A 22,332-nucleotide genomic window follows, 5' to 3' on the forward strand; every position below is an offset into this window, starting at 1 on the left:
TTTTTTTCGTGAAATTGGGCTCGTTACGTGAAAACGTCGAACCTAACTAAAATGATATTATGAAAAAAATGACCGAACAAGAGTACATGGATCGTGAGGCGAAATATGGCGCCCACAATTATCACCCGCTACCCGTGGTGTTGGAAAAAGGAGAAGGAATCTACGTGTGGGATGTCAACGGGAAACGTTATTTTGATTTCCTTTCGGCTTATTCTGCCGTGAATCAAGGACATAGCCACCCGAAGATTGTCGAGGCTATGACCGAGCAGGCGAAAACGCTGGCGCTGACTTCCCGTGCCTTTTACAACAACGTGTTGGGAGAGTGGGAAGAATACATCACCAAGTATTTCGGGTACGACAAGGTGCTGCCGATGAATAGCGGTGCAGAGGCGGACGAGACAGCCCTGAAACTTTGTCGCCGTTGGGGATATGACGTGAAAGGTATTCCTGCCGATCAGGCAAAGATTATCGTGTGCGAGAACAATTTCCACGGTCGTACGATTACTATCGTGACGCTCTCCAACGATCCCTCTTCGTATGCCGGATTCGGACCGTTTACACCCGGATTCGTGCGTATTCCTTACGATGACATTCCCGCGTTGGAAGAGGCTTTAAAAGACCCGAACGTGGCGGGATTCCTGTTGGAGCCTATTCAGGGAGAAGCCGGGGTTTACGTGCCGCACGAGGGCTATTTGAAGAAAGCTTATGATTTGTGTAAGGCACACAACGTGTTGTTTATGGCCGATGAGGTACAGACCGGTATTGCCCGCACGGGTAAGATGCTGGCGTGCGATCACGAGGGGGTACGTCCCGACGTGTTGATCCTCGGTAAAGCTATTTCCGGCGGTTTGATGCCCGTTTCCTGCGTGTTGGCGGACGACGAGATCATGATGACGATCAAACCGGGAGAACACGGTTCCACTTATGGCGGTAATCCGATCGCTTGTCGGGTATCCATGGCCGCGTTGCAAGTGATTAAAGACGAGAAACTTGCCGAGAATGCCGAGAGATTGGGTAAGATATTCCGTGAACGCGTGGGACAGATCAAATCGGATATGATCGGACTCGTGCGCGGTAAAGGTTTGTTGAACGCCGTCGTGGTTACCCCGAAGAATGGCAAGACCGCTTGGGATGTTTGTTTGAAACTCCGTGACAACGGCTTGTTGGCAAAACCGACACACGATCATATCATCCGTTTCGCCCCGCCTCTGGTTATCAACGAGGAACAGTTGCTGGAAGCAATCGGAGTTATCGAGAAGACGTTGAAGGAATTTGAGTAGTTTGCGATAAACTGAATATTAGAGGGGAGGTAGCTAACAAGTTTATTGATAGCTACCTCTTTTTTTATTCCGGCATATTTTCTTGTCGGAATCTAAAATAAATCGGTAGTAGTTGAATTTTTTTCTTTTTTTTGTCATACTCTTTGTAAGTTCATGTATTATACAATTGAAAATTTCATTCATAAAAACCGGATGTGCGATGAAATGGTATAGTGGTAATAACATGAAATAAGTATGAAGCGGGATTTATATAAGGTCATAGAACTGTTTAAGAAGTCTTTTGGGAATGCCCTTTCCGATGATGAACGACAAGAAATGGATGTTTTGTTGCAGGATAATTCTTTACGGAAAGCGTACGAAGAGTTGTTTGACGAGGCTTTTGTAACCGGGAAGTTTAAGGAGTTCGAGAGTTACGAGTATAAGCCAGCTTTCGAGGCATTAAAGAAACAGGTGTACCGGGGGCGTTTCCGGCGTTGGATGGCATGGGGGGCATCCGTGGCGGCAGTGTTGGTCTTGGGGGTCATGATCATGGAGAACTTCAATCTTTCAACTGGGGAGCTGGTTGTTGTCAACCGAGAAATTGTTCCGCCGGGAGAAACTGCGGCAGTATTGAAACTGGCAGACGGACGGATGGTGAGGATTGGGAAAGAACCTGTCGCAATCATGGAAGATGACGGGAATGTGGTAAAGTACGAGGATGGGCAACTTTCCTATACTTCCGTGAATCCGATGAAAAAAGAGCTCTACAATGAATTGAAAGTGCCTATCGGGGGAGAGTGCTACGTGGTGTTGAACGACGGGACTGAAGTGTGGTTGAATGCGGGGTCTGAATTAAAGTACCCGGTTGCCTTCACGGGAAAGGAACGGAAGGTGGAGTTAAGCGGGGAGGGATTCTTTAAGGTGAAGAAAGATACCTTGCCTTTTATCGTGGGTGTGGAAACGGGAGATATTACGGTGCTCGGTACGTCTTTCGGTGTTACCGCTTACCGGGGAGAGGTCGGGTACACGACGTTGGTTTCCGGCAAGGTAAGTTTCACGTCGAAGAATAAGGAAAGCGTGATATTATCCCCGGGAGAGCAGGCTGTCGTCCTTTTGTCCGGAGAGGTTGAGGTACGTGCCGTTGACGTGGAGGAGTTCGTGGGATGGAAAGATGGAAAGTTTGTCTTCAAGAATAAATCTTTGGGGAATATCATGCACGTTCTGGAACGCTGGTACGGGATAAAGGCGGTATTTAAAGATGAGGAAGTGAAGGAATTGGAGTACACGGGAAGCCTTGAACGGTACGATAATATCAACACGTTCCTGCGGTTGTTGGAGAAGTTAAACGATGTACATTATGAAATAAGGGAAGATGTGATTATTTTATATAAATAAAAAAAGAGGGATAGGTCGCAAATTTCTCAGGTTTTAAACCTATTCCCCTTTAAGTCCATGTTTTAAATAAACAATACAAAAGTATGAAAAAAAATCGAGTAATCAAGTTTCTTGACCTAATGGGTAGGTACAGGAACAATTCAAGGATTATGAAGTGCTGTGTCGTCTTTGTTTTCTTGCTCACGCTGAATTTGGGCGTGTATGCCCAGACAAATCCGGTGACGCTGGATTTGAAGGGCGTGAACCTTGACGAGTTCGTTCAAGCGGTGAAGAAACAGACAAACATCAACTTCATGTACAACTCGTCGTTGGTTGCCGCCGCGGGAGAAATCACGATTAAGGTGGAAAAGATGGAGTTGAAGAGTGTGTTGGACACCGTGTTGAAAAAAGCCAATCTCGTGTACGAGTTCGAGAATAACACGGTACTGATCCGTCCCGGCAAGGGACAAGCGGTCGTGAAGCAGCAAAGTGTGTTGAAGGGAATCGTTAAAGATGAACAAGGTGTGCCATTACCGGGTGTCACTGTTTTAGTGCGCCAGAAGACGGAGAATACCACGGGGATGTCGGTCGTCATGGGGACCGCTACCGATATGGACGGGAAATACTCGATCATGGTGCCGGAGGGCGAGAATGTCTTCGTGATCTTTTCTTTTGTTGGAATGGTTTTGCGGGAGATCAAGTACACGGGACAAAAGACACTTGATGTCGTGATGAAGGAGGACGTGAAGGCGGTGGAAGAGGTGGTGGTGACGGGATACGGCAACGTGTCGAAAGGTAATTACACGGGAGCCTCCACGACGGTAAAAGCAGAGGATGTCTTGATGGCGGGAGTTTCTTCTATTGACCAGATGCTGCAGGGAGTTGTGCCCGGTATGCTGGTGTGGAATACTACGGGACAGGTGGGGGCAACCTCGAAGATCCGGGTACGGGGGACTTCCACGTTGCTCGGGAGTCAGGAACCTGTGTGGGTGGTCGACGGGGTGATCCAGCAAGACCCGCAGCCTTTTAACTCGGAGGACAACACGAAGTTTTCCGTGGACGCGGATGACATCAAGCAATTGGCGGGTAATGCCATCTCGTGGTTGAACCCGAATGATATAGAAACAATCACGGTGTTGAAAGACGCTTCTGCCACGGCTATTTACGGTTCCAAGGCGGCGAACGGGGTGATCGTGATTACCACGAAGAAAGCGAGGGCGGGAAGGATAAACGTGAATTATAGCGGCAATCTCTCGATCGGGCAAAGACCTCGCTACGGGTTGTACGATTTGATGAATTCCCGGGAGATGATGCAGTTCTCGAAGGAGATATATGATGAACGGCGGGTATATCCTTCCACGGTTTTGCCTGTCGGTTACGCCGGTTTGCTCCAGAAATGGCTGAACAAGGAGATCACGGAGGAGGCGATGGAGCAGGAGTACGCGAGGATGGCTAAACAGAACACAGATTGGTTTAAACTGTTGTTCCGCAATTCGTTCAATCACTCGCATAACGTGAGTATCAGCGGTGGTTCGGAGAAAATACAGAACCGGACTTCTTTCGGGTACACGGAAGAAAAAGGGGAAGCGAAAGGGAATAATATGACGACGTTCACGGCGACATCCAACACGACCGTGAATTTCGGGGAGCGTTTGATGATCAATATGTTGTTGAAAGGAACGGTACGGGACGTGCGGGGTTTTGCTTACGGGGTGGATCCTTTCTCTTACGCGTACAACACGACGAGGGTAATCCCGGCGTATAACGAGGACGGTTCTTATTATTACCACGAGAAAGAGGGAGCACGGAATGAAGGGGCTATGCATATGAGTGGCAAGTATAATTATAATATCCTGAACGAGTTGGAAAACACGGGAAGCAAGAATAGCACGAGGACATGGGGTACGACGATAGATTTGAAATGGCGGATACTGCCGGGATTGGAATACCAGGGACTGGTTTCTTACACGTCTTCTTCTGCCGATTCCAAGAAGTACGCGGATGAACGTTCGTTCTATATCACGCAGATCCGAGGGTACGAGTTCGGTTCGATTGCCATGACGGATGATATGGCAAAACAGACCCCTCTGCCTAATGGCGGTATTCTGGAAACAGACCTGACGAACAATACTTCTATCATGATCCGGAATAGTCTGGTGTATGACTGTTTGTTCGGGGTAAAGCACCGGATGACGTTGCAAGTGGGTATCGAGACCAATGCTCTCACGACCAAGGGAAACACGCAAAAGCGTTACGGTTATTTGCCGAATCGGGGTGAGACATTTACTACTCCTCCTTCCTTTTTTGAAAGTAGCGAGGGTGAACGTTTGGATAACAGTGTTTACGTGAATGGGGAAACACGGGTGATTAACCGGGTGGATAATAAACTCAGCGAATATATGTTGGCGGCTTATACTTACCAGGAACGTTACGTGATGAATTTTAGCGCTCGCTTGGATGCTTCCAACCGTTTCGCTCAGGATAAGAATAAACGCTTTGAACCGACGTGGTCGATCGGGGCGAAATGGCGGCTCGGGCAGGAGAGTTTCCTGTTGGGACAACTTTGGATCGATAATCTGGATTTGTACGGTTCTTATGGCTATCAGGGAAATGCTGTTTCTTCGGTTTCGCCTTACCTGACAGCAAGGGACGGGGGAATTGACGGGGCGTACAAGGATTATGTCTTGATCGTGAGCTCGTTGCCCTACCCGAATTTGGGATGGGAGAAGACGAAAACTTATAATATCGGGATTGATGGTTCCTTGTTTGAGGGGAGGTTGAATTTTACGGCTAATTATTTTGAAAAGGTGAGCGACGTGCTTGCAGCCCGTGGGGTGGCTGTCGAGAATGGAACATCGAGTGGAGTTGTTTCCGGTACTTCGATGAAGAATTACGGGTATGATTTCGTGATTGATGTGGTTCCTGTCCGGACGGAGAATTTCACGTGGCAGCTTTCGGTTAATACCTCCGTGACACGCAATAAGGTGGACAAGAATGACCGTTGGAATTCTGTTGATAGTTACTTGGATGGTTCCGCCGTGATGGAAGAGCGTCCTTTTTCCATGTTCTATTCTTTCGAGTTTGATAAATTGAACCCGGAGAACGGGTTGCCGGTGTTTAAAAATATGGACGTGGAGAACGGTTTTGACCCGACTGCCTATTTGGTGAAGTCCGGGAAACTTGTGCCGGATTTCTCGGGAGGTTTCAATATGCTGTTCAAGTATAAACGGCTTTCGTTGTACGCTTTGTTTGCCGTGCAATGGGGCGGGCATGATCGTTTGCCGGAGCTGTACACGGCTTCTTTTTCAGATGGTTCGGGATTGCCTAAGCCGGAACAAAATGTGTCAAGGAAATTACTCGGTCGCTGGAAGAAACCGGGTGATGATGCTTACACGAGCATCCCTTCCCTCCCGGGTGCGGGCAAAGAGCAGATATTGTTGCCGGCGGTAGAGCGGGGCGGTTATGGTAACAAGAATTTGTACGAGATGTATAATATGTCTGATGTATGGGTCGCTAACACGGATTTTATTCGTTGCCGTTCACTCTCGCTGTCTTACGAGATGAACCCTGAATGGTTAAAACGGGCTTACATCCAGCGGATGCAGGTAAAAGCGAGTATGACGAACCCGTTTATGTGGGTTTCGGACAAGAAATGGGACGGTCTGGATCCGGAAACACGGAACTGGCCGGCGCGGCGCGTGACCTCGTTGTCATTGCAAGTGGTATTTTAGTGGATTGAATAATGGAAAACGATAAGCTCATGAAAAGATTTAAGTTTATAAAGGAGATAGCATGGATGGGCGTGTTCTTGTTGGCGGCGTGTTCTGATTTTCTAGAGGAAAAGTCACAGGACGAGGTAATCGTGACGACTGTGTCTGATTTTAGCCAGTTATTGCTGGGTTCCGGGTACGTGGATGTTGCTTATGATGCGCTTTATTATTTTGATGATGATTTGGAACTGGACCCGTCTTATTATTGGGGCGACGAAGAGAATATTTTTGCGACACAGTTTTTCGGTCATTACACGTGGCAGCCGAGTATGTGGGGTGGAGAGTCTTACGCGGTAGACGCGTACACGCTGACTTACAAAAAGATTGTGGGTGTGAATGCAACCCTAGATGGGATTGACGGGGCGATAGGTTCCCCGGAAGAGAAGGAACAGGTAAAAGCGGAGGCTTATGCGTTACGCGGGTACTACTATTTTATGCTGGTGAATTTGTACAGCGAGCCTTATAATTACAATAAAAATGCTCTTGGGGTACCGTTGAAGCTGACTGCCGATCTGACGGAAAACGGGATAGACCGGGGTACGGTGGAGGACGTGTACCGGCAGATCGTCGAAGATTTGAAGGCATCTATCGAATTGTTCGAGAAATACCCGAAGAAGAGAGGAAGTTTCCGGATCAATATTTCCGCGGCACAGGTGCTGCTGTCCCGGGTGTTCCTGTATATGGAGGAGTGGCAGGAGGCGATAGATGCAGCCACGGCGGCGATAAAGACCGGAGCGGGATTGACGGATTACACGAGAGTGGAGATGTATTCCGAGTTCGAGATGGCAAGTTACAAGCATACCGAGGTGGAGTGGGTGTATAATGCTTGGATAGAGATTCCCTATGGATATGTTCCGTCCGAGGATTTGATGTCGAAGTTCACGGGTGAGGACAGGCGTCTGGATTTATGGTTCCCGTGGGGGATGTGCACGAAGAAAACGGTTATGGACTGGGGAGCCCCGGTGAACACGATCCGGCTTTCGGAGGCTTACTTGAACCGGGCGGAGGCCTATGCGCAGCAGAAAGAGCAAACGGATGCCTTGTCGGATTTGAATACATTGCGTCGTTACCGGATAGAGGGATACGAGGATGCGTCTATCACGGATGAGGCTGTCCTATTGGATGAAATCCGTCTGGAACGTCGCCGGGAACTCTGTTTTGACGAGCTGCGTTGGTTTGATTTGCGCCGCTACGGGATGCCTTCCATATCGCATAAATACAAAGTGACAGAATACGACCCGTGGGTTGTCTACACGTTGGAGGAGAGGGATCCGCTTTACACGATACCGATTCCCAATACGGCAATAAGTAATAATGTCCTGTTGAAACAGAACCCGTCGGCTTATGTCCCGGCAAGGAAAGGTGTCATAGAGTAAAACTGATAATTGAAAATATTATGAAAGCGATAAGATTGTATTTGATATTATGGAGTGTCCTTTTAACGGGTGCTTGTGCCGAGGATAAGCAACTTGGGGACGTCGAACCTTTGGAGCAGGGTTACGTGTTGCCGCAAGGCAAATCCCCGGCGGATGACCGCATCGTGAGTTTATTTGACAAGTACGGGACTTATTTCTTGTACGAGTACACGGAGGCTGATTTCAGTTGGCGGCAGGGGGGCGGCAGTTTGATTTACTCTTACACGGCTCCCGACCCGCTATACGCGGGGAATATGCTGGATTTGCTGGATGAAATCTGGTTCAGGTTTTACCCGGAGGAATTTCATAAAAAGTATATGCCCCGGAAGGTCTTTCTGGCAGGAACGCTGGAGGGTGGCAGTGGCACTATTTACGCTCGTGTAGCCCAGGGGCAGATTGCGGTCGGTTGCTGTTCGGGCGTGTTGGTCGATATGCCGGGGGAAATGAAGCAGGCTTTTAAATCCGAGCTTCAAAGAGTATTGTTGAGAGATTGGATTACCCGAGAAATAATCACGATACCGGACGAGTTTTACGCGGTAAGTGATTATTCTTACGAGGCGGACACTGATAACCCTGATTCTCCCGATTATGCCCGTGCCAGAGGTTTTGTTGCGATGAGTAACGGTACCGAGTGGTGCCGGCGGGTGGATTGGCAGACAGGTATGTTGGATAAGAGTGAAGACTTGAGATATTTTATCGATAGCATGGTCAGCCGAACCGCGGAGGAGTGGGCGTCGGATTTGGAATACCCGCTGGTGCAACAGAAATACGATATTTTGCGGGAATATATTTTGGAAAATTACAAAATTGATTTACGAGAGATCGGAAATAAAACAATTCAAAATAAAAAGGATTAACGATTGCCAATTAAAGGAATCATAGAATCACGGAATAAACGTCGCCTTGTGCGGCAATAATCATTGTTTAATTTAAAAATGTTTGAAATGAAAAGATTGTATGTGATGCTACTTTTAGTAGCACTGGGATTCCCTTGTCTTGCCGCGGATGGAACGGGCAACAGGAAAAAGAACAAGAAAGCGGAAAGTCCGCAACCTTTAAGTAAATATGCGGAATTTCTCAAGGAACCTGGAAGAGTGGAAGTGAAGGGCGGTCTGATGACCATCCATAGAGTGGGAGAAAAGATTTATTTCGAGTATCCTTTGAAGCACTTGGGGCGGGAAGTTCTGTTGGGCGGAACGATCTCGGCTTCTTCAGACGCAATGGCTGTGAACGTGGGGTATAAATACCTCAATCCCTTGCATTTGAAAATTGAGTTGCAGGATTCTTCCGTGTTGTTCAATATCCCGAACCGGGCAGTTACGTTAGGGACTGACGAGCCTTGGGCGAAGAAAGCCTTGGAACAGAATTATATGTCGGATTTTTACAAGCGTTTCCCCGTGAAGACTTATAATGACGATAGCACGGCTATCGTGTTCGAGGTGACGGATTTGTTGTATAATAATCCGGAGCTCTCTCCGCAAGGAGGAGGGCTATTGGGAAATTTTTCTTTAGTAGAGAACGAGAAAGAGAACGAGAAGCCTTATTTCGGGAAAATAAAAGTTTTTGATGATAATGTTTCCGTGGAGATAAATCAACGGGTTTCGTTGGAATTAGGTCTAGGAATGTATATGGCACAGCTTGGAAAGATTTCCGTGCGTTCCAATATTTCGATGCTTCTGCTGCCGGAGGATAAGATGAAACCAAGGATACAGGATTCCCGAGTCGGCGTGTTCCCAACTATGAATGATAAATACGGGGAGATTGCTCTTTCAAAATTCGAGTTGTCGCAGAAAGAGGATGGATTGCGCCCTTATTATCTTGCCAACCGCTGGCGTTTGGAGCCCAAGAACATGGAAGCATGGAAACGGGGGGAGTTGGTAGAACCCGTGAAGCCAATCGTGTGGTACGTGGACGATGCTTTTCCAGAAGAGTGGAAAGCTCCCATAAAGGTTGGTATCTTGACTTGGAACAAGGCTTTCGAAAAGATCGGGTTCAAGAATGCGGTGCAGGTACGGGATTTCCCGGTAGCCGATACGACTTTTGACCCGGATAACTTGAAGTATTCCTGCGTGCGTTACTCTCCTACGGCGGTAGCGAACGCTATGGGCCCCTCTTGGGTGGATCCTATAACCGGAGAGATTATCAATGCTTCTGTGATTATTTACAATGATATCGTCAAGTTGATTAATAACTGGCGTTTCGTGCAGACCGCGCAAGTCGATCCCCGGGTAAGGACAAAGAAGATGCCGAAAGAGATCTTTGATGAATCGATGACTTACGTTGTGGCGCACGAGATCGGGCACACGCTGGGGTTGATGCACAATATGGCCGGTTCTGCCGCTATCCCGGTCGATTCGTTGCGTTCTGCTTCCTTTACCCAAAAATACGGGACAACGGCTTCTATCATGGATTACGCCCGTTACAATTACGTGGCGCAACCGGGTGACCGGGGTGTGAAGTTGACACCTCCCGAGTTGGGTGTGTATGACGAGTATGTTATCAAGTGGCTCTATACCCCGATTCCCGATGCAAAAGATAAGTGGGAAGAGGCGGCAATCGCCGAGCGGTGGATAGACGAGAAGGCGGGCGATCCTCTTTACCGTTACGGTCGCCAGCAGATTATAATTCGGTGCGACCCTTCATCCCTTGAGGAAGATTTGGGGGATGACCCTTTAAAAGCCAGTGAATACGGTATTAAGAATTTGAAATATATTTTGGCACATCTCGACGAGTGGATCACGGATGACCCGGATTTCAGGTACCGGAAAGAGATTTACGGGAATATAGTTATGCAATATATGCGTTACTTGACGAACGTGGCTTACCAAATTGGCGGGATTCAATTGACACAGGTGAAAGATGGTACGAAGGGGGAGGCTGTTAAACCGGTAGACCGAGAGGTGCAAAAGAAAGCTGTAGCTTGGGTAATCGGGCAATTGCGTGATTGTGGTTGGATTAACGCTCCCGAATTGACTGGCAAGTTCGGTTTACACGAGAATATTTCAAGCGAGTTTTGTGGACATTTTATGACATTATTACAAAGGACTTACACATCGAATGTGATACGGTCGTCACATATCGCTGGGGACCAGAAGGCTTACTCGCTTCGGGAATATTATGATGATTTGTACACGGGAATATTTGCTTCTACTCGGCTGGGAAAAAAGTTGTCGGAAGAGGAGCAAATTATGCAAAAGTGGACGGTCATGCATGTGAATATGTTTTATCGTGTCGTACGTAACAATATGGTGGGTGTCACTTCGGTACAAAGCGACCCGTGCTTCGCCAAGATGTTGTACCCCTCGTTAGAAGAGATTCGTGCCTATGGAATAGGTGATATAAGAATGAGTGATATGGTTTATAACAAGTTGAAAGAGATAGAAAATCGTGAAGGTAAAGGAACCGTGGCTTGCTCAATACTAAAGAATCGTTTTGGAGAAAATGAATTTCCTTTCCAAGGTGATATAAATTCGATGTTTCTGGCAAATATGCAAAACGAGATCGTTCCTATGTTAAAAAAAATCTATGCTTTGGTAAAGAGTAAGATTGCAACAGCTGATCCTGCGGACAGGGGACTTTACGAGTATATACTGACTAGTTTGGATACGAGTTATTCATTTAGCAAATAGTAGAAGTTTAGAGTTCAAAATTTAAAGTTTGATGTTGAAACTTCCCCTTCCAACTCTCTGTACAGAAGGGGAAGTTTTTTGGAATCATGCCCAGTTTTCACCGGGGTGATTCCGATGTATTCCCATGATATTCCCGTAGAGTTCCCGGTGAAGTTAGGGAACAAAGTCCTTTTAAACTCGTTTTAAAGTCCTTTCAAAGACCTTCGGGAACGAGGGGGAAAAGAGAGTGATACGAGAGAGCAAGGAAAGTGTAGTTTTATTTGTTGCTTTTTGTAGCTAAATTTCATTAGTTCAATTATTTAATGTCAAGAAAGATTGCGCAAATCTTTCTTAAATGAAAGAGCCGTGTTTATTGGTTTATATTTGTGGAGATCATAATGGAAGATATTGATTTTATCCATATCTTTGTTACGAGCTTTAAAATCTATTTATGTCGTTTGATTTTGATTCTTTACTGGAAGGTATTAATAAAAAGAATATACGGGCATGGGAAGAATTGTATGAGAAGTATTATTCAGTTCTCTGTTCGTATGTGAACGGTATTATACGGGATAAAGATCAGGCGCAGGATATCGTGCAGGAGGTGTTGGTGGCTGTTTGGAAATCTTCTAGGCACTTTCCGGATATGAAAGAGTTGACCTCTTACTTTTACCGGGCGTGTTACAATAATGCGTTGATTTATCTGAGAAATCTACAAATCCGCAAGGGGATAGAACAGAAAATCATACAGGAAACAGAAGAAGAGTTTTCTGACGAGATGTTTGCCGTTACCGTGAGGGACGAGTTATTACGTCAGCTTTACAATTATATGAAAGAGTTGCCCGAGGGAGCTAGGGAGATTATGGAGTTGAGTATTCAAGGGTTTACCGGTCCGGAGATCGCTATAAAGCTGGGCATAACAATCCACACGGTGAAAACGCAAAAGAGCCGTAGTTTTAAATTCTTGCGTGAAAAACTGAAAGATTCCGTGTTGTTGTTCCTGCTCTGAATGATTTAAAAGAAACTGATCAACAGCATCACGTTCAATGCCGTGACGATTCCCCCGATGACATACAGCAGCCATTTCGTGTAAGCGGAGTTTTTGTATTTTCCCATGACCTTGGAGGACGAGGTAAGGTGTACCTGCGTGAAGATCGTGATCGGGAGTTGTACGCTAAGAGCCATTTGCGAGTAAATCAGTCCTTGGAACGGGTTGGATATTAGCATGATTAGTGCAAAGGCGAGAATAAGGGAAGACAGTACGCCGATTTTGGAGTGACTGTCTTTAATATCATAAGGCTCCTTGTATATGCCGGCGAAGATAGATCCTGCCGCCATACCGGAAGTGATGGTCGAGGAAATTCCGGCAAACAGAAGTGCCACGGCAAAGATCACGGCGGCGTTATTACCCAACAGCGGCGTGAGTAGCGAGTTGGCTTGCTCTAACTCCGTGACGGGTGTTCCGCTACGGAAAAACGTGGCGGCGGCAAGCAGTATCATGGCGCTGTTGATTGCCCAACCGATGACCATGGAGAGTATCGTGTCGGCATACTCGTAACGCAGTTGTTTCTTGATGATTTTATCGTCCTGTATGTTCCATTGTCGGCTCTGGATAATTTCCGAGTGCAGGAAGAGATTGTGAGGCATAACCACGGCACCGAGCACGCTCATGATCACGACCATGGAGCCTTCGGGGAAAGCGGGCGTTACCCACGCGGGAAGTGCCTCGTTCCAGTCAATGTCTACCAGTGAAAGTTCGTATATGAATGACAAGCCTATGATTGACACGAAAGCGATGATCCATTTCTCGATCACCCGGTAAGTATTCGTGAAAAGCATAATTACCACGAACACCAATACGAGTAAGGAGCCGGCACGTACGGGAATATCGAACAGCATTTGCAAGGCAATGGCACCGCCCAGAATCTCGGCGAGCGAGGTGGATATGGAGGCGAGTATGGCGGAATAGAGAATGCCTTTGGCATAGCGGGGCTTCAAGTGTTCGCTGGCGGCTTCCGAAAGGCACAATCCGGAGGCAATCCCGAGGTGCGCCACGTTGTGTTGCAGGACGATAAGCATGACTGTCGAGAGTGTAACCATCCACAATAAGGCATAACCGAATTCAGCTCCCGCGGCAAGATTGGACGCCCAGTTACCGGGATCGATAAATCCCACGGTGACGAGTAGCCCCGGTCCGATATACTTGAATATTTCCAGTCCCCCCAGTTTCGGGGTATGTTTTGCCGTGTTGAGTAATTCCTTGAAATGCTTTAACATGCCGATTGAGTTAAAAACTAAAAGCTAAAAACTAAAAGTTAAGAGCTGATAGTGTAAATTTATTTCTATTTTTGAAACTTCAAAAGTACGAATAACGATGAATAATTGTTCCGTGAACATGAACTTTTAGTTTTTAACTTTTAACTTTTAGCTTTATGCTTGTACCGGTTCTTCTTGTAGTTGCTTCGCTCGCGGTGCTTTATTTCGGGGCGGACTTTTTGGTGAAAGGGAGTTCTTCGCTTGCCGTTCGTTTGGGAATTTCACCGCTGGTGGTGGGATTGACTGTCGTGGCGTTCGGGACGAGTGCCCCGGAGTTACTCGTGAGCGTGCAGTCCGCGTTGGACGGTACGCCGGGGATTGCCGTGGGGAACGTCATGGGATCGAATATTTTCAATATATGCGTGATACTCGGTATTTCGGCGATGATTTATCCCTTGCGGGTAAATCCCCGGTTGATCCGGTTCGATATGCCGGTGATGTTATTGGCGACGGTTCTGTTCGTTGTCATTTTCCGTAACGGGGTATTTGCCCGATGGGCGGGAATATTGTTTTTTGCCGGGATTTGCGCGTATATGGTGTATTGTATTTACAAGGCGAAACGGGGTGAAGTGGCTGAAACCGATGAAGAGATTCGACCGACAAAGAGTTGGGTGTTGGATATCGTGTTTATGGTCGCGGGGTTGGGATTGCTTGTCTGGGGATCGGGATTACTCGTGGATAATGTCGTGGTTATCGCGAAAACCTTGGGTTGGAGTGAGGCGGTCATCGGGTTGACGATCGTGGCGGCAGGCACGAGTATGCCGGAGTTGGCAACTTCCGTGGTGGCAGCTGTCAAGGGGCGGACGGATATAGCTATCGGCAACGTGGTCGGTTCGAATATTTTCAATTTACTGGCGGTACTTGGATTGACTGCAACTATCGCTCCCGTGGAAACGAACCAGATCAATTGGCTGGACATGGGGGTTATGGTGGGTTCTTCCTTACTCCTTTTGCCTTTTATGCGCACGGGTTTCCGTATCGGACGGGGGGAGGGAATCGTGTTGTTTGCCATTTATGCGGCATATACGCTTTACTTGCTCGTGTAATCAGATACTATAACCGGGGTAATCATTTTTCACATCCTTTTCACTCTCCAGTCAAAGACCATTCATTTACGTTCGTGAACGTCTTTGAAACGTCTTTGTATCGAAGGTGAAACGTCTTTGTTCCCTTATTACTCCCTTATCTCAACGGGAGTTCTTCGGGTGTTTCCCGGCTATCAGGTATTGACTAACTCCTGACCAAGTCCTGACTAACTCCTGTGTATACAGGACTTGGTCAGGACTTAGTCAGGAGCTGGTCTGGAGTTCCCACGGGGGAACCACGGGTACGTGTATTGTATTACCCTGAAAAAAGTTTACTGTAAACCAGAGTAAACCAATGTCAGAATTAGCAAAAATTATCAAACATCGTCATTTCCCCGTTCGGGTAAAATTGTCAGCAGTTCGTGATCGTTTGATCGAGGAACTAGATTACGCGGAGGTTTTAAGCAAGTATGATGTCAGTTCTTCTACCTTCCATGGATGGTTGACTAAATATAAACCCCGAGTGATGTCGGAAGCAAGTTATAAACGCTTATCTTTACCAGTGCATGCTCCTAAAACTTTATTATCAATGACAGACAAGGAAGTTCAAGAACTGGAACACTTACGCGAGGAGTTAGAGAAACAAAAGGTACTTGTAGAAGCTTACGAGCTGATGCTTGAGTTAGCTAAAGAGCGTCTTCACGTGGATGTAAAAAAAAACTACGAGGAGATGTTATTAGCGGGATTAGTGACCGCCAAAAAGCTCGGGAGGGCAAAGCGATGACAGCATACCTGTGCAACTCGCTAGGTTACAGCAAGCAGGCTTATTACAAGAGCCTTCGCTCGAGTAACGACGAGGAAGAACGTGAACGTTACGTTCTTTCCATTGTTGAAGAGATCCGTCGTGATTTGCCTCGTTTGGGGGTTCTGAAGTTGTGGCGGATGCTAACGGGTAACGGTTTGATGGTTGGTCGTGATTGGCTTTCCCGTTTGCTTCACCGGCATGACTTGATGGTAAAAATGAAGAAGTATCGCGTCATTACCACGGATTCCCGCGCGTGGCGTCACCAGTACCCGAACCTGGTGAAAGGCACTCGAGTCGAGCGCTCTAACCAAGTATGGGTTAGCGATATCACTTACCTGTCGACGGGCAAAGGTTTTGTTTACCTTTCCCTGGTGACGGACGCTTACTCGAGGCGGATCATGGGCTGGGATGTACACCCGACTCTGGATTCGTCTGGTCCGGTGAAAGCCTTGTACCATGCCCTAGAGACCGGAGAACACGGCTCTTTCAAGGACTTGATCCATCATTCTGACAGGGGCGGTCAATATTGTTCGGCCTTGTACACGGGGATATTGAAATTGCACGGGATACGTGTCAGCGTGACCCAGGACGGCTCTCCATACGATAACGCTATCGCCGAGAGGGTGAACGGGATTTTAAAGAGAGAATGGTTGAACGATATCCCGTTGAAGGATATTCATGACGCCAGGAAACACGTCAAGAGGGTGATTGAAATATACAACAAGAAAAGACCACACCTGGCCGTTTGTTGTCAAGTGCCGGAGCAAGCCTACAAGGACAAAATGAAAAAATTTGCCAGGGTAATGTTTTGAGCCGGGCGATTTTTCCTTCTCCCGGGGAATTCCCCGGGAGAAGGAAAAGAAAGTAAACCTTTGATAGGAAGTATCATTTATTTAAAGTAAACTTGTAACAGTAGATTACAACAATACTACATTTTTTAATTTATTGAATATCAAATCGAGTAAACCAATTTCAGGAAACTACATATCTTGAAGTGACGGTAAATAAATCCGGATATAGGACAAAAAAGGAAACTTTGTTTGGAGAGTATGAGTTATTTTTCTTAAATTTGGTTTCGAAATTTGAGCGTGTGTTTATGGCGGATATTTTATTGTTAACCGAGTGTTTGAAAGAGGGATCATGCAGAATGAGCAAAAAATATTATTAGAACATTTAGCCAAGGAAGATGACATGGCTTATACGATATTGTACGAGCAGTTTTATGTTCCGATGGTGCTTTTTGCCGGGAAGTATATTCGGGACGAGGAGGCGGCAAAGGATGTGGTTCAAGAGTTTTTTATTTCGATGCTGGGGCAGAAGAAGCGTTTCGAGAACATGATTGCGTTGAAAGTCTATCTTTATAATTCGGTGAAAAACAGGTGTTTCAATTATCTCCGGCACGAACGGGTGAGGGAGGAATACGAGGCGATGGTTACACGGGAATTTGACGATGTGGATCTTTTTTGGGACAGGGTGATGGAGGAAGACGTGTACGCACGGGTGATGCACGTGGTAGAGGAGTTGCCGCAACAATACAGGAACGTGATGACGCTTTCACTGGAAGGGTACAAGATATCGGAAGTGGCGGAGCGGATGGGAATAGCGCTCGATACGGCGAAAGAGTACAAGAAGGAGGGAAAGAAACGGCTGGGAGCCCGTTTGCAGGCGTTGGGAATGGGTATGTTCGTGTATGTTTTTCTTTGATTTCTAATAAGTTTGTAAATTTCTTTTATTTTTTTTGATTTTCATCCCCCCGTTTTATTTCCTGAGGTGTTTCTTCTATAGAAACGTAATTATAGAAATATGAACAGGGCAGATGAAGTTTTTCGCGTGTCGGAGATGATTTCCCGGTGTATACTGGGGGAGTTGACCGATGCGGAGAAGTTATGGTTGGAAAAGTGGGTAGAGGTATCTCCGGAGAATAAGGAGTTGTTTGACAGGCTTGTCGGGGAGAAGATGCTCTCGGAGAAAGTGCGGGCATACGGGCGGATTAACCGGAAAGAGCCTCTGGAAGAGTTGTTAAATCGGAAAAAACAGTTGGAGCAATCCGTTCGACGGCGTCGGGTAACACGTGTTGTCGGTTATGCCGCCGCTATATTATTCCCATTGGCAGTTGTTTTTTATTTCTACATCCGTCCGGGGCGAGGCGTACTGCCGGCAGAACCGCGGTTAGAGGCTCGGGTGGAACTTCCCGCGGGCGAGAGTAAGGCGATTCTTCAACTGGCTGACGGCAAGGTCGTGGAATTGACGCCGGAGTCCTCCCGGCATATTGCCCGGGGTGACAGGGTGACGATAAAGCAGGACTCCGGTATTATCAAGTATAAAGTGGATGGTAGCACGATGAGGCAGAAAGAACGGTTCAACACGATCACGGTTCCGAGAGGCGCCGAGTTTTCGTTGGAATTGAGTGACGGAACACGGGTGTGGTTGAACGCGGAGAGTCGTTTGCGCTTCCCGGAGGAGTTCGTCGGGAAGCACCGGAAAGTGTATCTTGAGGGAGAGGCTTACTTTGACGTGAGCTGCGATCCGGAGAAACGCTTCGAGGTACAAACGGAGAGTGCGGAAATACGGGTTTACGGTACTGAATTTAATGTTCTGGCGTACAAGGACGAGCGGGAGATCACGACAACACTTGTGAAGGGAGCCGTGGGGATAAAAGTGAAAGGAACGAAGGAACGGGTTCGCTTGGAACCCGGTGAACAGGCTTGTCTGGTCGGGAATAAAATAACAAAACGGGAAGTGGACACGGAAATCTACACGGCATGGATGAAGGGGCGGTTGGTGTTCAAGAGCGTGCGACTGGAGGATATGTTGCGACGCTTGGCACGTTGGTATAACGTGGATATCGTGTTCAGCGAGGAGTCGTTGAAGGATGTCACGTTCACGGGTGAGGTGAAGAAGTACGAGGATTTCACGGAGATTCTGGAGGTAATCGAATCTACCCGGACCGCTCACTTTCAAGTGAAGAACAGGACTGTAATTGTATTAAAATAAATAGAAAAGAAGCAAACTGCGCGGGCACGCGGTTTGCTTCAAGAGTAAGTTAATCAGCAATAATAACTTAAACGAAACAAAGGTATGAAAAAAAATGGAGAATATGACCCTCCTAAAAACGGGTCATTAAAAAAAATGTGCAGAATTATGAAAGTAACAATGCTACTCCTCTTGTTCACGGTGTACCAGTCTTTCGGATCGGTACACGCGCAACAGGTCAAGCTGGATATTAGCTTGGATAACGGGAGTTTCGCACAATTCATGGAGCAGGTGAAGCGCCAGTCGGATTTTACCTTTTTCTTTAACGATGGCATGATCATGGGGGTGAAGAATATTACCCTGCACGTGAAGCAGTCGGCTATTGAAACGGTGTTGGAGGCTTGCCTGAAGGGTACGGGGATTTCGTTCCGGATCAAGGACAACACGATTATCCTGTTTGGTGCGGACGAGAAGGTAAAGAAAGAGATCACGGTGAAAGGGAAGGTCGTGGACGAGGAAGGCGAGCCTTTGCCGGGAGCGACGGTAAAGGTGAAAGAGAACGGTACCGACGGGCAGGGTGTTGTGCGGGGAACGGTGACGGACGCGGACGGGAAGTTTACGGTGAAGGTAACCGATCCGAAAACCATGCTGGAATTTTCTTTCGTGGGTTACGTGATGCGGTTGATAGCGGCTTCCGACACGACGGCGTTGAAACGGGTGGTGTTGAAAGAGGAATTGAAGAGCATCGAGGAGGTGGTTGTGACGGGATACCAGAGAATCGACCGCAAGTTGTTCACGGGAGCGGCAGCCATCGTGAAGGCGGAAGATGTAATGGTGGAAGGATCGAATGATATCAGCCGTATGCTGCAAGGAAAAGCTGCCGGGGTGCAGATACAGAATGTTTCGGGTACTTTCGGGGCATCCCCGAAGTTGAGGGTACGCGGTGCTTCTTCTATCAACGGTAACCAGAAACCGTTGTGGGTGATAGACGGTCTGGTGCTGGAGGACGTGGTGGAGCTTTCTGCCGACGATTTATCCTCGGGCGACTCGGAGACCCTGATCAGTTCAGCCATAGCGGGTTTGAATGCCGACGATATCGAGAGTTTCCAGATATTGAAGGATGCTTCGGCGACAGCGTTGTACGGGGCGCGGGCGATGAACGGCGTGGTGGTGATCACGACGAAAAGAGGGAAGAAGGGAACGATGAAGGTGAATTATAGTGGGGAGTTCACGATACGGATGAAGCCGGATTACGAGCAATATAATTTGATGAACTCGCAGGAGCAGATGATGGTGTACAAGGAGATGGAGGAGAAAGGGTGGTTGAATTATGCGGACGTGTCCCGGAAGAAAAATGGCGGTGTTTACAAGAAGATGGCGGATATGGTTTCCATGTACGATGAAACGAGCGGGAAGTTCGGCTTGAAGAATACACGACAAGCGAAGAACGCTTTCCTGCAAAAGTATGAAATGGCGAACACGGACTGGTTTGATGTTCTTTTCCGTAATTCTTTGCAACAGGTGCATTCCGTGAGTTTGTCTTCCGGTACGGATAAATCCCGTTTCTACGCTTCCATGAGTTATTTCAACGATGCCGGTTGGTCGGTAGCGGATAAGGTGGAACGGTACACGGCGAATATGAATGCTTCTTTTGATATAAAGAAATGGTTGACCGTGAATCTGTTGACGAATGGTTCACTGCGTATGCAGGATGCACCGGGTACGAACAGCCGTAGAACGAATGCCGTTAGCGGGGAGGTGGAACGTGATTTCGATATCAATCCTTTCAGTTACGCGTTGAACACGAGCCGGACGCTGCGGGCTTATGACGATGACGGTAATTACGAGTATTACACGATGAATTATGCCCCGTTCAGTATTCTGCACGAGTTGGAAACGAACAAGTTGAAGATCGATATGTTAGATACGAAATTCCAGACGGAATTGGAATTCCGACCGTTGAAAGGGTTGGACGTGAAAGTGCTGGGGGCTGTTCGTTACGTGAAGACGACACGGGAACACCGGGTGTATGATAATTCCAACGCGGCGGAGGCTTACCGGGCGGCAGGCGATGCCACGATTCGGGACGGGAACAAACTTTTGTACGAGGACCCGGATATGCCGGGATATCCTGCCAAGGTGGTGATGCCCAAGGGGGGACTTTATAACCGGAGTGAAAATTCGATGCTGAATTATTACCAACGGATAATGGTGAATTATAACACTTCTTTTAATGAAGGAATACACACGTTGAACGTGATGGGAGGGGAGGAATTGCGTTACACGAACCGCACGAAATCCAGTAATCAGGGATTCGGTTACCAGTGGGATCGCGGGGGTGTACCTTTTCTTGACCCCGATTTGTTGAAGCAACAGATTGAAGCCGGAATGTCTTATTACGGCATGGAAGAGGAGTTCGACCGTTTCGTGGCGTTTTTTGCCACGGCGGGGTATAGTTACAAGGGAACTTATGTTTTCAATGCCACGGGGCGTTATGACGGTTCCAATCGTTTGGGAAAATCTCCTTCCGCCCGTTGGTTGCCGACGTGGAATGTCAGCGGGGCATGGCATATATCGAACGAGGCGTTCATGGAGCCGCTGGAGAAGATTTCCCGCTTGACCTTGCGTGCCACTTACGGGTTGACGGCAAGCATGGGACCGTCGAGTAATTCGCGGGTGGTGTTGTACAACGATGTAACACAACGTCCGACGCAGCAGGAAAAAGAGAACAGTATTTATATCGGAGCCTTGGAAAACAAGGATCTGACATGGGAAAAGCAGTACGAGACGAACGTGGGGATGGATTTGGGTGTATTCGATAACCGGATTAGCTTGAGTGCCGATTTCTACTGGAGAAAAGGATTCGATCTAATCGGTAAAGTACGAGTTTCCGGTATCGGCGGACAGCAGTCGAAGAGCGCTAACTATGCGGATATGAGGTCTCACGGGGTTGAATTTACATTGAACACGAAGAATGTGGTATATTCTTCTTTTAGTTGGACGACGAACTGGACGTTCTCTTATAACAAGAACAAGATCACGAATCTGGAGTCCCGTCCCCGCGTGATGGATCTGGTAAAGGCGGAGGGAGCTCCCCGGCAGGGATATCCGGTGAGGGCTATTTTCTCTGTTCCTTTCCTCGGGTTGACGAGTGAAGGTATTCCCACTGTGATGGATTCCGACGGTAATTCCTGTATAGGTGATATTAATTTTCAAGAAACAAATAAGTTGGACTTCTTGAAATACGAGGGACCGGTAGACCCGAAGATCTCTGGTGGTTTTGAAAACACGTTCAAGTACGGGAATTTCTCTTTTGCCGTTTTCTTGAATTATCAGTTTGGGAACAAGGTGCGGTTACACGATTATTTCAAGAGCGAGTATAATGATTTGTCGGCTATGCCGAAAGATTTTCTCGACCGGTGGATGATTCCGGGCGACGAGAATATTACATCGGTACCCGCTATTCTTTCCGTTCGCCAGAATGAGCGGAAGAACAGTGAGTACAAGGAAGTTTATAATGCTTATAATTATTCCACGGAACGAATTGCCGACGGCTCTTTTATCCGGTTGAAGGATATCAGCCTGACGTATAAGTTCGATGATAAATGGGTGAGAAATATCGGGTTGAGTTCGATGTCGTTGAAGTGTATCATGTCTAACGTGGCGTTGTTGTACAGTGACAAGAAATTGCACGGGCAGGATCCGGAGTTCTTCCGTTCGGGCGGTGTGGCGCTGCCTGTCCCTCGACAAGTGACGTTCTCCCTGAGAGTGGGATTTTGATGAAAAG

General features: G+C 47.4%; 14 protein-coding genes. 13 read left to right on the forward strand and 1 reads right to left on the reverse strand.

Features of this window, described 5'->3' with window-relative positions:
- Positions 1-68 precede the first annotated feature (68 nt).
- The 7 genes from rocD (at position 69) to CS948_RS11855 (ending at position 12,435) form a co-directional block, all read left to right on the forward strand.
- A complete protein-coding gene (gene rocD / locus CS948_RS11825; protein WP_099294447.1) occupies positions 69-1,280 on the forward strand; it encodes an ornithine--oxo-acid transaminase in 1,212 nt (403 codons plus the stop codon).
- A gap of 234 nt (positions 1,281-1,514) precedes the next feature.
- The gene (locus CS948_RS11830; RefSeq protein WP_099291950.1) at positions 1,515-2,654 is read left to right on the forward strand and encodes a FecR family protein; all 1,140 of its coding nucleotides are present in this window, start codon (positions 1,515-1,517) and stop codon (positions 2,652-2,654) included.
- 83 nt (positions 2,655-2,737) lie between these two features.
- Positions 2,738-6,364: a SusC/RagA family TonB-linked outer membrane protein gene (locus tag CS948_RS11835; RefSeq protein ID WP_255301987.1), complete on the forward strand. Its 3,627-nt coding sequence runs from the start codon at positions 2,738-2,740 to the stop codon at positions 6,362-6,364.
- Between the two features lie 29 nt (positions 6,365-6,393).
- Positions 6,394-7,779: a RagB/SusD family nutrient uptake outer membrane protein gene (locus CS948_RS11840; RefSeq protein WP_176555037.1), complete on the forward strand. Its 1,386-nt coding sequence runs from the start codon at positions 6,394-6,396 to the stop codon at positions 7,777-7,779.
- Positions 7,780-7,799: 20 nt separating this feature from the next.
- Positions 7,800-8,675: a hypothetical protein gene (locus CS948_RS11845; protein WP_099291953.1), complete on the forward strand. Its 876-nt coding sequence runs from the start codon at positions 7,800-7,802 to the stop codon at positions 8,673-8,675.
- Positions 8,676-8,762: 87 nt separating this feature from the next.
- Positions 8,763-11,447 (forward strand): zinc-dependent metalloprotease, encoded by a 2,685-nt coding sequence (locus CS948_RS11850; protein ID WP_099294449.1) that lies wholly within the window; start codon positions 8,763-8,765, stop codon positions 11,445-11,447.
- A gap of 430 nt (positions 11,448-11,877) precedes the next feature.
- On the forward strand, positions 11,878-12,435 hold the full coding sequence (locus CS948_RS11855) for an RNA polymerase sigma factor (RefSeq protein ID WP_099291954.1): 558 nt from the start codon (positions 11,878-11,880) through the stop codon (positions 12,433-12,435).
- Between the two features lie 5 nt (positions 12,436-12,440).
- Here CS948_RS11855 and CS948_RS11860 read toward each other — a convergent pair whose 3' ends face one another.
- Positions 12,441-13,703, reverse strand: a complete 1,263-nt coding sequence (locus CS948_RS11860; RefSeq protein WP_099291955.1) for an Nramp family divalent metal transporter — start codon at positions 13,701-13,703, stop codon at positions 12,441-12,443.
- A 155-nt stretch (positions 13,704-13,858) separates the two neighbouring features.
- Between CS948_RS11860 and CS948_RS11865 the strand changes: the two genes are divergently transcribed.
- The 6 genes from CS948_RS11865 (at position 13,859) to CS948_RS11890 (ending at position 22,325) form a co-directional block, all read left to right on the forward strand.
- A complete protein-coding gene (locus tag CS948_RS11865) occupies positions 13,859-14,788 on the forward strand; it encodes a calcium/sodium antiporter (protein WP_099291956.1) in 930 nt (309 codons plus the stop codon).
- A gap of 334 nt (positions 14,789-15,122) precedes the next feature.
- Positions 15,123-15,551: a hypothetical protein gene (locus tag CS948_RS11870; protein ID WP_099291957.1), complete on the forward strand. Its 429-nt coding sequence runs from the start codon at positions 15,123-15,125 to the stop codon at positions 15,549-15,551.
- Entirely contained in the window at positions 15,548-16,384 is an 837-nt protein-coding gene (locus CS948_RS11875) for an IS3 family transposase (protein WP_099291958.1), read from the forward strand. The genes CS948_RS11870 and CS948_RS11875 overlap by 4 nt, the downstream gene beginning before the upstream one ends.
- 328 nt (positions 16,385-16,712) lie before the next feature.
- Complete coding sequence (locus tag CS948_RS11880) at positions 16,713-17,276, forward strand: RNA polymerase sigma factor (protein WP_099291959.1); 564 nt, start codon at positions 16,713-16,715, stop codon at positions 17,274-17,276.
- Positions 17,277-17,375: 99 nt separating this feature from the next.
- A complete protein-coding gene (locus tag CS948_RS11885; protein ID WP_099291960.1) occupies positions 17,376-18,566 on the forward strand; it encodes a FecR family protein in 1,191 nt (396 codons plus the stop codon).
- Between the two features lie 147 nt (positions 18,567-18,713).
- The gene (locus CS948_RS11890; RefSeq protein ID WP_255301988.1) at positions 18,714-22,325 is read left to right on the forward strand and encodes a SusC/RagA family TonB-linked outer membrane protein; all 3,612 of its coding nucleotides are present in this window, start codon (positions 18,714-18,716) and stop codon (positions 22,323-22,325) included.
- The last annotated feature ends 7 nt before the right edge of the window (positions 22,326-22,332 follow it).

This window comes from Butyricimonas sp. Marseille-P3923, from assembly GCF_900184685.1.
Taxonomy (GTDB): Bacteria; Bacteroidota; Bacteroidia; order Bacteroidales; family Marinifilaceae; genus Butyricimonas; species Butyricimonas muris.